The organism is Meiothermus granaticius NBRC 107808, assembly GCF_003574355.1.
GTDB lineage: Bacteria > Deinococcota > Deinococci > Deinococcales > Thermaceae > Meiothermus > Meiothermus granaticius.
The window spans coordinates 1-11678 of the sequence record NZ_QWLB01000068.1 but is presented as its reverse complement, the minus strand read 5'-3'; the positions used below and the strand labels follow the sequence as shown (position 1 = coordinate 11678).

At 63.2% G+C, this 11678-nt stretch carries 10 protein-coding genes; 2 read left to right on the top strand and 8 right to left on the bottom strand.

Going from position 1 to position 11678, the window contains the following annotated elements; genetic code table 11:
• Positions 1 to 898, top strand: an 898-nt coding sequence (locus Mgrana_RS16910) for an FAD-binding oxidoreductase (RefSeq protein WP_170146505.1), incomplete at its 5' end; no start/stop codon positions are given.
• Between the two features lie 12 nt (positions 899 to 910).
• Here the strand turns inward: Mgrana_RS16910 and aceB are convergent.
• Complete coding sequence (gene aceB / locus Mgrana_RS15905) at positions 911 to 2485, bottom strand: malate synthase A (RefSeq protein ID WP_119358567.1); 1575 nt, start codon at positions 2483 to 2485, stop codon at positions 911 to 913.
• A 94-nt stretch (positions 2486 to 2579) separates the two neighbouring features.
• Here aceB and Mgrana_RS15900 point away from each other — a divergent pair, with 94 nt between their 5' ends.
• Positions 2580 to 3380: an IclR family transcriptional regulator gene (locus Mgrana_RS15900; RefSeq protein WP_119358566.1), complete on the top strand. Its 801-nt coding sequence runs from the start codon at positions 2580 to 2582 to the stop codon at positions 3378 to 3380.
• 129 nt (positions 3381 to 3509) lie between these two features.
• Here Mgrana_RS15900 and Mgrana_RS15895 read toward each other — a convergent pair whose 3' ends face one another.
• From Mgrana_RS15895 to Mgrana_RS15865, 7 genes are all read right to left on the bottom strand, one after another.
• The gene (locus Mgrana_RS15895) at positions 3510 to 4679 is read right to left on the bottom strand and encodes an alanyl-tRNA editing protein (RefSeq protein ID WP_119358565.1); all 1170 of its coding nucleotides are present in this window, start codon (positions 4677 to 4679) and stop codon (positions 3510 to 3512) included.
• 42 nt (positions 4680 to 4721) lie between these two features.
• Positions 4722 to 6578, bottom strand: coding sequence for an ABC transporter ATP-binding protein (locus tag Mgrana_RS15890; RefSeq protein WP_119358564.1), 1857 nt, complete (start codon positions 6576 to 6578; stop codon positions 4722 to 4724).
• A gap of 45 nt (positions 6579 to 6623) precedes the next feature.
• Positions 6624 to 8393, bottom strand: a complete 1770-nt coding sequence (locus Mgrana_RS15885) for an ABC transporter ATP-binding protein (RefSeq protein WP_119358563.1) — start codon at positions 8391 to 8393, stop codon at positions 6624 to 6626.
• Positions 8394 to 8562: 169 nt separating this feature from the next.
• Positions 8563 to 9375: a hypothetical protein gene (locus tag Mgrana_RS15880; RefSeq protein WP_240631406.1), complete on the bottom strand. Its 813-nt coding sequence runs from the start codon at positions 9373 to 9375 to the stop codon at positions 8563 to 8565.
• Between the two features lie 49 nt (positions 9376 to 9424).
• Positions 9425 to 9628, bottom strand: a complete 204-nt coding sequence (locus tag Mgrana_RS15875) for a hypothetical protein (protein ID WP_119358561.1) — start codon at positions 9626 to 9628, stop codon at positions 9425 to 9427.
• A 90-nt stretch (positions 9629 to 9718) separates the two neighbouring features.
• A complete protein-coding gene (locus Mgrana_RS15870; RefSeq protein ID WP_119358560.1) occupies positions 9719 to 10756 on the bottom strand; it encodes a M20/M25/M40 family metallo-hydrolase in 1038 nt (345 codons plus the stop codon).
• 79 nt (positions 10757 to 10835) lie between these two features.
• Complete coding sequence (locus Mgrana_RS15865) at positions 10836 to 11489, bottom strand: response regulator transcription factor (RefSeq protein WP_119358559.1); 654 nt, start codon at positions 11487 to 11489, stop codon at positions 10836 to 10838.
• Positions 11490 to 11678: the final 189 nt, after the last annotated feature.

Below are 11678 nucleotides of genomic sequence, written 5' to 3'. Positions count from 1 at the left end.
GGTGGGTTCCATTCGGCATGGGGTGCTGTGGGACGGTTTCTTGAAGAGCCTTAGGGTGATGGAGATGACCCCCGAGGCTCGAGTGCACCGGATCGAGGGCCCCGAGATTTTTGGTTTCATCCACGCCTACGGAACCAGCGGGATCATGACCGAGCTCGAGGTCAACCTGGCCCCGGCCCTGCCCTGGGAAGAGGCGCTACTAAGCTTCCCCGATTATGCCAGCGCCCTGCGCTTTGCCCATGCCCTGGCGCTCGATGCTGTGGAGCCCAAGCGCCTGATCTCGCTGCACGAGTGGCCCATCCCCAGCTTTTTCAAGCCGCTGGTGGAGCAGGGTGGGATCCGGGCGGGCTGGGCCGCGCTGCTGCTGGAGCTGGCCGACGGACACACTGCCGGGGTGGCCGAAAAGGCCAGGGGGTATGGGGGGGTGCTGACCTACAGTGCCCCCGCCGAGCGCTACCACAAAGGCAAGTTCTGCCTCACCGATTTCACCTGGAACCACACCACGCTCTGGGCCATGAAAGCCGATCCCGGCTGGACCTATCTGCAGTCCACCTTTGCCCCTGAGCCTGAGGCGGCCCTCGAGCAGATGGCCGCGCTGCGGGAGTTTCACCGTGGGCGGGTGGCGTTTCACCACGAGTACATCGCCCGCAGCGGAGAGATTCAACTGGTCGCCCTCGACCTGATCCAAGACCAAACCCAGGAGGGGATTTACGCAGCCATTGCCCAGCGCGAAGCCTTGGGCATTCAGGTTGCCGACCCCCACACCTACTATCTTGACGCCGACCCGCGCTGGGGAGGCCAGGCGGTGCTGGCCGCGAGGGCCAAGTATGACCCCGATCGGTTGCTCAACCCTGGAAAGCTGAGCAGTTCGGCCACAGAAAAGGCTCGAGCGGGATGACCTCTACTTCCCTCAGCCCAGATGGGTATAGGCGGGCAGGGTCAAAAACTCCTCGAACTGCGGCTGGAGCACCAGCGAGTCCAGCAGGTCCGCAGCCTCTTGCAACCGTGGCAGCCCGCCCAGCTTGGCGGTTTCCTCGGCCTTAAGCTGCCGGTACAGCTCGGGGGTCAGAGGGCGCCCATCCTCGAGCACCGCCCCTTTATGGATCCACTGCCATAGCTGTGAACGGGAGATCTCGGCGGTGGCGGCGTCTTCCATCAAGTTGAAGATGGCCACTGCCCCGGAGCCGCCCAGCCAAGCGGCGGTGTACTGTAGCCCCACACTGATGTTGTTGCGCACCCCAGCCTCGGTAACCTTGCCCCCAGGAATGCGGAAATCGAGGAGCTGCTCGGGCTGCACCCGGACTTCCTCGCGCAGGCGGTGTTTTTGGTTGGGGGCCTCACCCAGAACCTGGTTGAACACCTCGAGGGCCACCGGGACCAGATCGGGGTGGGCTACCCAAGTGCCATCGAAGCCATCGCCGGATTCACGCTCTTTGTCGGCCCGCACAGCTTTTAAGGCCCGCTCGTTGACCTCGGGGTCGCGCCTGGAGGGGATGAAGGCGGCCATCCCCCCGATGGCGTGGGCCCCCCGTTTGTGGCAGGTGCGCACCAGGAGTTCGGTATAGGCCCGCATAAAGGGCACGGTCATCGTAACCTGAGCGCGATCGGGGAAGATCACATCCTGGGTAGCGAACTTTTTGATGCAGGAGAAGATGTAGTCCCAGCGCCCGGCATTGAGCCCCGCCGCATGCTCCTTTAGCGCATAGAGGATTTCCTCCATCTCAAAGGCGGCCAGCACCGTTTCGATCAAGACGGTGGCCCGCACCGTACCCCGGGGGAGGCCCAGGGAGTCCTGGGCAAAGTTAAACACCTCGTTCCAAAGGCGGGCTTCCAGATGATTTTCCAGCTTGGGGAGGTAGAAATAGGGGCCGCTGCCCCGCTGCAACAGCTCCTGGGCGTTGTGAAAGAAGTACAGTCCAAAATCAAACAAGGAGGCCGAGACCGGCTGGCCATCTACCCATACGTGGCGCTCGAGCAGATGCCATCCCCTGGGCCGTACCACCAAGGTAGCGGTCTGCTCGTTCAGGGTGTATTCCTTCCCTTCCGGGGTGGTGAGGCGGATGGTTTTGCGCACCGCATCCTTGAGGTTTTGCTGGCCCTGCACCACGTTCTCCCAGGTAGGGGAGAGGGCGTCCTCGAGGTCGGCCATGAACACTTTGGCCCCTGAATTGAGGGCGTTGATCATCATCTTGCGCTCTACCGGCCCGGTGATCTCGGTGCGGCGGTCGTTGAGGTCGGGAGGTGCGGGGGCCACGCTCCAGTCACCCTCGCGGATGAACCGGGTGTGCTCCAGGAAACGCGGCGTTTCCCCAGCCGCAATCCGGGCAGCCATCTCACCGCGCCGCTCCAGCAATCCTCTGCGTACCGCCCCAAACTCCCGCTGTAGCCCGGCCACAAAAGCCAGGGCTTCCGGGCTTAAGATGGCGCTCGAGGCAGGCAGCTCTGGCCCTAGAATCTGAACCCCTTCAGGAATGGCATGGCTCATGCCTAGAGCCTAGGGGGTGGGGATGCGATTTGTCAAACAGCGGGCATGTTTTGCGTGTATTGAAAAATAACCGACTGCCCCCTAGAGTGCAGATATGGAGAACAAGCGTCGTCCGGGGCGCAGCCGCAGTGCCGAGGTGGGAGAAGTTCGCACGCTCGAGCGCGGCTTGCACTTGCTGGAAACTTTGTCGGAAGCTGAGACGCTCTCGCTCTCGGAACTCGCGCGGAAGACCGAGCTTTCACCGAGCACCGCATATCGGTTGCTGGAAACCCTGCGCCGGCGGGGCTTTGTGGATTGGGACGAAGGGAAGGGGCTTTGGAAGGTGGGCCTGAGGGCCTATCAGGTCGGCTCGGCCTTCCTGACCCGTGGCGGCCTGGTAGACGCAGCCCTGCCGGAGATGGAACGGCTGGTGGACGAACTCAACGAAACGGTGAACCTGGCGGTCTTGGACGGCAACGAGGCGGTGTACATCGCCCAGGTCGAGGGGCGGCAGCTCATCCGCATGTTCACCCGGATCGGGGCCAGGGCGCCGCTCTACTGCACCGGCGTAGGCAAAGCCCTGCTGATGGAGCATCCCGAGGCGGAGGTGCGGCGGATCTTGGGGAGCGGCCCGCTCAAGGCTTTTACCGCGCACACCCTGACCTCCCCCACAGCCTTCCTAAAAGCCCTCTCGGAGGCTAAAGCCAAGGGGTACGCCCTGGACAACGAGGAGCGCGAGGACGGGGTGCGTTGTATCGCCACCCCGGTGCGCGACAGCCGGGGGAAGGTGGTGGCCTCGATGTCGTTGTCGGCTCCGGCCAGCCGCGTGCCCGACGAGCGGGTGGAGCGTTTGGGTCGGAGGGTCAAACAAGCGGCCGACGCGGTCTCAGCCCGGCTGGGCTGGGCCGAGCTTTGAAAGGGGCTTGGTTATGCGTAGTGCTAGTGCTGCTGGGCGCGACCACGGGTTTGCTGAGCCGCAAGTTCCAAAAGCCCTGAGCAGGGATGGCTTAGCGACGGGCTTCCGGGTAGGGAAGGAGCTGGGAATTCAAGCTCCCTTCGCAGCGTTCCTAAAGCGCTGTAGGGCCTTCTCTGCGCTGTCTGCGGGCAGTACCCCCAGTTTGACCAGCGCTCCACCCCCTCGAGCCCCCAAGGGCTGGAGCACCTCTTCCCATAAGGCCTGTAGGTTTTCGGGGCGGCTGCTGTGCTTGAGCAGCACATAGCGGGTTTTATCCCCGCTGGGCGCAACCAGCAAGGCCAGAACCCCCGGCCACTCGGCCAGGCGCTTGCCCACGGCGTCCAGCACATTTTCGGATACCTGGGCATGGATGGTGTGCTGAGGGAATTCGGCCAGAAGCTCGCGCATGATCCGTTCGGCCAATTCGTCCTTGAGGGCGGTGTTTTCTCCCCGCAGGTTGTACCAATCGCTGCGCAGATTGGCGATAGGGCGCTCCACCTCGAGCGGGGCAGAACTGAACTGCTCCCCTAGGCGGGACAGGATGCTGTGCTCGAGGACGAAGGTCTCGAGGGCCTCCCACCCGGCCATAAAGTAGACCCGTGTGCCCCCCTTATAGCGCTCGTACTTGACCACTTTGATGGGGCCGGCCTCCCCCGTGCGGGCGACGTGCGTCCCGCCGCAGGCCACCTTATCCCACCCCTCGATCTCAACCACCCGAATCTGTCCCCGGACCTTGGGGGCCCGCCGCAGGCCCTCCTGCTCCACGGCTGCGTCGCTGATCCAGTAGGTCCTTATGGGGGTGTTGGCATACACGGCCCAGTTGGCCAGGGCTTCTCCCTGACGAACCACCGCCTCATCGGGTTGGCCGGAGAAATCAATGGTGCAGACCGGGTTGCTCATGTTTACCGCCAGGGTTTCCCAGCCCGCGGCCCGCCAAAAGGCCTGGGCTAAGGTGTGTTCAGCGGTATGGCGCTGCATGTGGCGATACCGGCGCTCCCAATCGAGCTTGCCCTGAACCTCGGTGTACTCCGCGATGGGGCTTTCCAGCACATGGAGAATCTGGCCGGTGGCCTTGTCCTCCTCCCGTACCTCCAGCACGCGAATGCCGTTGAGGGTGCCGGTATCGTGGATTTGTCCTCCGGCGGTGGGGTAGAAGAGGGTTTGGTCCAGTACCGCATAGTGCGTGCGGCCCTCGCTCCAGGCGCGCTGCACCCTTGCGGAGAATTCGCTGTCGTAGGGGCGCTGATAGTACAACCGCATCAGGCTACTATACCGGTTTTGCCCACCCTCGCCGAATGCGCGTCAAGCCCCTTCGGCGTACTGCAGCTCATAGAGCTTGGCATAGTAGCCGCCGTGGGCGAGCAGGGCCTCGTGGCTGCCTTCCTCGATCAGCTTGCCCTTGCGGAAGACCAAAATGCGATCCACGAAGCGGATGGTGGAAAGCCGGTGGGCAATGACAATGCTGGTGCGGCCTTCCATTACCCGGTAGAGGGCTTGCTGGATTTTAGCCTCGGTCTCGGAGTCTACATTGGCGGTGGCCTCATCCAGAATCAGCAGGATGTCCGGGTTGTGCAGGATGGCCCGGGCCAGGGCAATCAGTTGCTTCTGGCCGGTTGAAAGCCCCCCTCCCCGTTCGTGAAGCACGGTCTGGTATCCCTGCGGGAGCCGCTCGATGAACTCGTCAGCCCCTACGAAAGCACAGACCTCCCGCACCCGCTCCATGCTGAGGGTTTCATCCCCCAACTGCAGGTTATAGGCCACCGTTCCGCTGAATAAGAAGGGGTCTTGCAGCACCACTCCGATGGCTCGGCGCAGGTCGCGCTGGGCGTAATCCCGCACATCCACCCCATCGATTTTCACCGCGCCTTTTTGCACATCGTAAAACCGGGTGATCAGGCTGATCACGCTGGTTTTGCCCGCTCCAGTCGCCCCCACCAGGGCTACTTTTTCACCGGGGGCGATGTGAAAATCCACCCCCCGGAGGATCCAGTCCCACTCTTCCTCGAGGTGAGCGGCGGTTTCTGAGCCTTGCCCTGCTGCGGTGCGCTCTGGCTTTGGGGTTCGTTTGTTGTAGGCGAACCAAACCTGCTCGAAATCAATCTGGCCGCGGAAGCGCTCCACCGGTCTGGCCTGGGGTTTGTCTGCCACTTCTTCGGGGGTATCCAGCAAGCTGAAGATGCGCTCGCTCGAGGCCATTGCGGCCTGGAAGATGTTGAACTTGTCGGAGAGGTCCTGGAGGGGCTGAAAGAGCTGCCGCACGTAGTCGGTGAAAGCCACCAACAACCCCAGGGTCAGGGCCCCTTGAATGATCTGCCCCCCGCCATACCACACCACCAAAGCCACCGTGACATCCCCCATGAGCCCCACCAGGGGAAAGAACAGGGCATACCAGCGCACAATCTGCACCCAGGCGTCTCTGAGGTTCAGCGACAGGGCATTGAACTGGGCCTCGTTTTTGGGTTCGCGGTTGAACAGCTGGGTGGTCTGTACCCCGGCCAGGTTTTCCTGCAGCGAGGCGTTAACCCTTGAGAGCCGTAGCCGCATGGTGCGGTAGGAATCCCGCATCCCATTCCGAATCCAACTGGTCACCCCCAGAAACACCGGGGTGATGGCAAAGGCCACCAGGGCCAGCTTCCAGTCCAAAACCAGCATGAAGCTCACCAACCCGAGGATCAGGAAGAAATCCGCGATCAGCCCCACCAGCCCCCCGGTGATGAACTGGTTGATGGCGTCCACATCGGAGGTGATGCGGGTCATGAGGCGACCCACCGGGTTTTTGTCAAAGTATCCCAGGTGCAGCCGTCCCAGCTTGGTGAACACCTCGCTGCGCAGGTCAAAGAGCACGTGCTGCCCCACCCAGTTGATCAGATAGATCTCGGTGTAGTTGGCCGCGAAATCCACCAGACGGACCAAAAAGAACAGCCCGGCAACCACCAGGAGAACCTGGTAGCGGACTGCGGCTTCAACAAACTCCTTGGGCGCAATGGCGTTGTCAATGGCGTACTTGAAGAACAGTGGGGTGGCCGAGGCGGTCAAGGTGGATACGACCAAGGCCAAAAGGGCCAAGGCAATCTGCTTCCAGTAAGGCCGTACATACACCAGAATGCGCTTGGCTAGGGCCGCGTCGAAAGTTTTCTTAAAGGCTTCTTCTTCATGCATAAAGGGGTTGGAGGGGCTGGGTGGACGGGCTCAGGGTTTTGCACCTCAACTCTCGAGGCTTGACTCGGTTTCCTCGACATCCTCCTGTAGGCGCTGGATGCGGTCTAGCTCGGCATAGATGCCGCCCGCTTCCAGGAGCATCTCGTGGGTTCCTTCCTCTACGATTTTGCCGTGAGCCAATACGATGATCCAATCGGCATGGCGCAGGGTTGAGGTGCGGTGGGCGATCAATAGGGTGGTCTGCTGGCCCAGCATGCTCTTGAGGCCGGCCAGGATCCGACTTTCGGTTTCGGTGTCCACAGCGCTCATGGCCTCGTCGAGGATGAGCACCTTGGGTCGCAGGGCCAGGGCCCTAGCCAGGGCGGTGCGCTGGCGCTGCCCGCCCGAGAGGGTTACGCCCCGCTCGCCCAGGTTGGTGTCGAACCCTTGGGGGAAGCCCTGGATATCCTCGTAGATTCCAGCCAGGCGGGCGGCCCACTCCACTCGAGCCCGATCCACCGAGCCATCGGGGAGAGGCGGGAGCCCGAAAGCGATGTTTTCGGCGATGGTCTCAGAGAAGAGAAAAGGCTCCTGGGGGATCACCCCCACCGCTCCCCGCAGGGAGGCCAGCGAGAGGGTCCGCACGTCGTGGCCGCCCAGGTAGACCCTTCCCTGGGTGGGGTCAAAGAGGCGCGGGATGAGGCTTACTAGCAGGGTCTTGCCGGACCCGGTATGCCCGGTGATGCCCAGGGTGGTGCCCTCGGGGATGGTTAGGGAGATGTCTTGCAAAACCTGGCGCCCACCGAGCTCGAGGCTCACCCCCTCAAAGCGCACCTCTCCGCCAAGCTCGGCGGGGCTGAGCACCGTGGCGCCGGGTGCATCTTGAATCTGGGGGATTTGGTCCCAGAATTCCTTCAGCCGGGCGTGGCTGGTCGCCCCGCGCTGGAAGACGGTGAGGGTATAGCCCAGCCCGATGATCGGCCAGGCTAGCATGGTGACATAGGCGTTGAACTGGACAAACTGCCCGATGTTCAGCTCACCCCGGACCACCATGCCTCCCCCCATCCACAGCACCACCAACACCGCAAATCCAATCAGAATCCCCATTAGCGAGCGGGTGCTACCGTCTATGGTGGTGAGGGCCAGGCTGCGGGCAATGTACTCGCGGTTGAGGGCCTGGAACTGGGCCAGTTCGCGATCCTCGAGGGCAAACCCCTTAACCACCCGGATCCCCGAGAAGTTCTCCTGAGCCTTAGTGGAGATGGCGTCGAAGGTGCGCTGGCTGGCCCCGTAGCGCAGGTCAATCAAGCGCAGCACGTGTTGCATGATCACAAAGATCAGCGGAAAGATCACCGAAAGCACCAAGGCCAGCTTGAGGTTGACCAGATACATCGAGAGGATGGCGAAGAGCACAAACATAGCCAGGCGGCTCCCCATGTTGACCCCGCCGCCCAGCATCTCGCGCACCGCATTCAGATCGGTGGTGAGCTTGTTCATGATGTCGCCAATGCGGTGCTTCCCATAAAAATAGGCATCCAGGGAGAGCGCTTTGCGAAACAGGCTCATCCGCAGATCGTGCTCGATCAGGCGGCTGGCCTTGACCAGCAGCTCGCGGTTGGCCCAGGAGAAAAGGGCGGCGGCCACCGCCGAGAGAAAGAGGGCCAGCACCCAAGGCAGATAGTGGCCCTTGGCCTCGATGGCATTCACCGCGTGGCGCAGAAAAAACGGGGATAAAACCCCCATCCCTACCGAGGCGATCCCCGCCAGGGCGCCCCAGAAGTACTGCAGTTTATAGGCCCGCAGATACGGCCACAGTTCTGCCAACGGCCCCAGCATTTTATTCAAGCCTCCTCCTTTCGCTCGCAGTATAAAACTGACCGTTCAGTCTCCTCTTGCACTCTAAAACCCCTGGGCTCGTGCCTAGGGTGAGCGCGCTTTCGGTTGGGCCCCGGAGCCGCCCCACCAAACACAGAAAGCCTAGCTTAGCAAAGCTTTAGAGGCTTGGCTAGACGTGGAGCTGGGCGGTCAGGTTGGCGATAACCCCCTCCCAGGGGCCGCTCGAGCCCGCCAGAACCCACGGCTTGTTCGGCCCTCCACGGCTTACCAGCTTGCGCAGCGGGTTGGGCAGGGGGGCTACTTCTGCGTCGTGCAGGTAAAGGATCCCCCGAACCTTGCCCAACCGAGCCAGGTAGCGGTGCATTCCAGCGGCCTCGAGATCGGTGGGAAGCTCCAACCCCAACTGCAGCTTGTCCCCCTCGAGGCGCAGCTCCTGGGGCGATTTATCCGCCCGAAACAGGTGCAGGCCTTGCGCCTCCAGGCCCAGGGCCAGCTCCTTTAGGGCCAGAGCCTCGAGCACGAAGGGCTGGGCCACCACCCCTACAAGGTGGGTTGAGGGTTGAGGCGGGGCTTTGTATTCGGAGGTGAGGAGGCTGCGGGTCCGCTCCAGGGCTCGCCGGGCGGTCATGGGGTTGCGGGTTAGGGTCTGCCCTACACTGGCGGCCAGCCCCGCTACCCCCTCGGAGAGCTCTGCGGGCACCACGATGGCGGGGGGAAGGCCAGGGATGGCCTGCCGCAGGCTGGCTTCGAGGCTCACCATCCAGGGGGAGGGGCTGCCCCGGGTGGGCTCAACCCCGAGCTGGATGTCCGGCAGCAGCAAGAAATCCACCCCCTGCACCTTGAGACTCGAGGCCTCAGCGATCACCTGTTCTACGATTGAGACCGGTATGGAGGGGAGCTGTGGACGCACCACCTCCACCTCCAGATGGCGCAGATACGCCTCCCAAAACGGCAGATAGCGATCTGCCAACCAAGTGTTCAAAACCCCGACCCGCACCCCGACATCCTACACCGTGAGGGGTACGGGGGCTCTAGCTGACCAAGGCGTAGGGAGGGACCGCCTCCTCATCCTCCTCGGTCTCGGCCAGGGTGGGGCCTTGACTGGAGAGGAACTGAGCGAGGGCCTCGAGGTTGTCGAACTGCAACAGGGTTTGGCCCTGCTGTGGCTTGAGCACCGCCCAGATCCCCTTTTCGTCGCGCCAGATTTGGAGCAGGTAACTGTGTCCCTGTGACATCTCCCTCACCTCTGGACTGAGCCTAGCAAGGGAGGCGTTATATCTCCGTTACAGTTGGGCGGAGGGGACTTGAAAGCGCTGGGGCGGGTTCTAGCCCCCCTGGAGGCGCCGTACCAGGCCATGTAGGGCCCGCGCCCCCAGCTCGAGGCTGGCCGGCTCCACCCATTCCTCTGGGGTGTGGGCCCCACCCCCGCGGTACACGCTGAGGGTGAGGGCCGGGATCCCGGCCTCGACCCCGGCGGAAGCATCGGTGGAACCGGCGGTGAACTGCGCTTCCAACCCCACCTCGAGCAGCGCAGCTCGAGCCGCCTCCAGCATGGCAGGGGTCGCGGTCATCCCCGCTGGACGCTCACCCAACACCTCGAGCTCGAGCCGCACGCTGTGTTTGCGGGCAGCCTCCATCAGGAGGGTCCGGACGCTCCGGCTCACCTCATTGAGCTGATCGGGCTCGAGGGCCCGCAGATCCAGCTCGAGCCCCACCTCGCGAGGGATGGCGTTGATGGCCTCCCCGCCCCATAGCCGCCCCACGTTGAGGCTGGTATCGGCAGAGCGGGGCAGGGCATACATCTGGGCCAAGGCTTGCCCCAGGGCGGGAACCGGCGAGGCCGCCTCGCGGTCCCCCCAGGCATGACCCCCAGCCCCCATAAACCGGGCCCGCAGCCGATGAGACCCTACCGAGCGGCTGACCACCCCAGGCAAGTAGCCATCCACCGCGATGACCTGCGCGGGCTTTAGGGCCTTGACCAGGGCCCGGGCCCCCCGCAGGTTGCCCAGCCCTTCCTCACCGACGCTAAAGGCCACGGTGCAGCCCAGACCGGTCAGCTCAGCGGCCAGGGCGATCAACACCGCTACCCCCGCCGAGTTGTCCCCTATGGAGGGCCCATACCAGCGGTTCTTATCGCGCCGGATGGGGCCTGGGCTCAGTACGGTATCCAGGTGAGCCATGATCAGGAGCCCACCGCTCCCCGCCCAGACATCTCCGAGCTCATCGCTGTGGGGCTCGAGGCCCATCTGCCGCAGCTTGTTCTGCACCCACTCCCCACGGGCGGCGTCCCCCGCAATCTGGCCGATCTCAGCGAGCAGCCGGGTGGATAGGGGGCCGAGTTCAGGAATTCGGATTTCGCTCATCTCAGCGCCGATGATACAGGGTTATTGCTGGAGAAAAGTGCGCTGGCCGTCCAGAGCTCGAGCAGGAGCCGGCTCGAGGTCACTCGTCTTCGGGTTGTTCGGCCAACCCCTCCCGCAGTGCGTACAGCGCGGCCTGGGTGCGGTTGTTGAGGTGGAGCGTTTGGAAGATATCCGATAGGCGATTCCTCACGGTCTTTTCCGAGAGCGAAAGCTCGGTGGCAATCTCCGAGTTGGTGTAGCCTTGGGCGACCAGCTTGAGGATCTGCACTTCCCGCTCAGAGAGCTCGGCGTGGGGCTTGGGGGCATCCCCCTGCTTGGACTTGAAATCTTGGATGATCTGCTCAGCCATCTCTGCGTCTAGGAGCACTTCTCCGGCCTGCACCCGCCGAATGGCCTCGAGCAGCTCCTTGGCGTCGGCATCTTTGAGCAAATACCCCCTGGCCCCGGCCTTCACCGCCTCGAAAACATACCCGTCTTGGCGGTACATGGTGAGCATGATGACCTTGGCTTGGGGCCATTCCTTGAGGATTTCCTGGGTGGCCTGTACCCCGTCTAGGCCGGGCATTTGGATGTCCATGAGGATTATGTCGGGATGGGCCTCGAGGGCATGGCGTAGGGCCTCGCGCCCATCCTTGGCCTCGCCCATTACCTTGAAGTCGGGTTCGGCCTCCAACAGGCTTTTCAAACCTTGGCGGAACAGCGCGTGATCGTCGGCCAGCAGGATGCGGGTCATGCCCCTAGTGTAGCGCCTGTAGGGGAGATGCTGGCGCGGATCTTGTTTCAGGCAGGGAGGTCGGGGGCGGGTGAGGGGTTTTGGGTTAGGCTTGAGGCGTGCAGCCTGAGGTCAAGGAACAGCTCGAGCGGCGTCTGGGCATGCCCCTGTCCCCGCTGGTGGGCGGGGCGGATGGCCGTACCTTTGCTG

Coding starts and splice junctions, on each gene's coding strand:
- aceB (WP_119358567.1), bottom strand. CDS start 2,485: ATGAGCCATGCCATTCCTGAAGGGGTTCAGATTCTAGGGCCAGAGCTG.
- Mgrana_RS15900 (WP_119358566.1), top strand. CDS start 2,580: ATGGAGAACAAGCGTCGTCCGGGGCGCAGCCGCAGTGCCGAGGTGGGA.
- Mgrana_RS15895 (WP_119358565.1), bottom strand. CDS start 4,679: ATGCGGTTGTACTATCAGCGCCCCTACGACAGCGAATTCTCCGCAAGG.
- Mgrana_RS15890 (WP_119358564.1), bottom strand. CDS start 6,578: ATGCATGAAGAAGAAGCCTTTAAGAAAACTTTCGACGCGGCCCTAGCC.
- Mgrana_RS15885 (WP_119358563.1), bottom strand. CDS start 8,393: ATGCTGGGGCCGTTGGCAGAACTGTGGCCGTATCTGCGGGCCTATAAA.
- Mgrana_RS15875 (WP_119358561.1), bottom strand. CDS start 9,628: ATGTCACAGGGACACAGTTACCTGCTCCAAATCTGGCGCGACGAAAAG.
- Mgrana_RS15870 (WP_119358560.1), bottom strand. CDS start 10,756: ATGAGCGAAATCCGAATTCCTGAACTCGGCCCCCTATCCACCCGGCTG.
- Mgrana_RS15865 (WP_119358559.1), bottom strand. CDS start 11,489: ATGACCCGCATCCTGCTGGCCGACGATCACGCGCTGTTCCGCCAAGGT.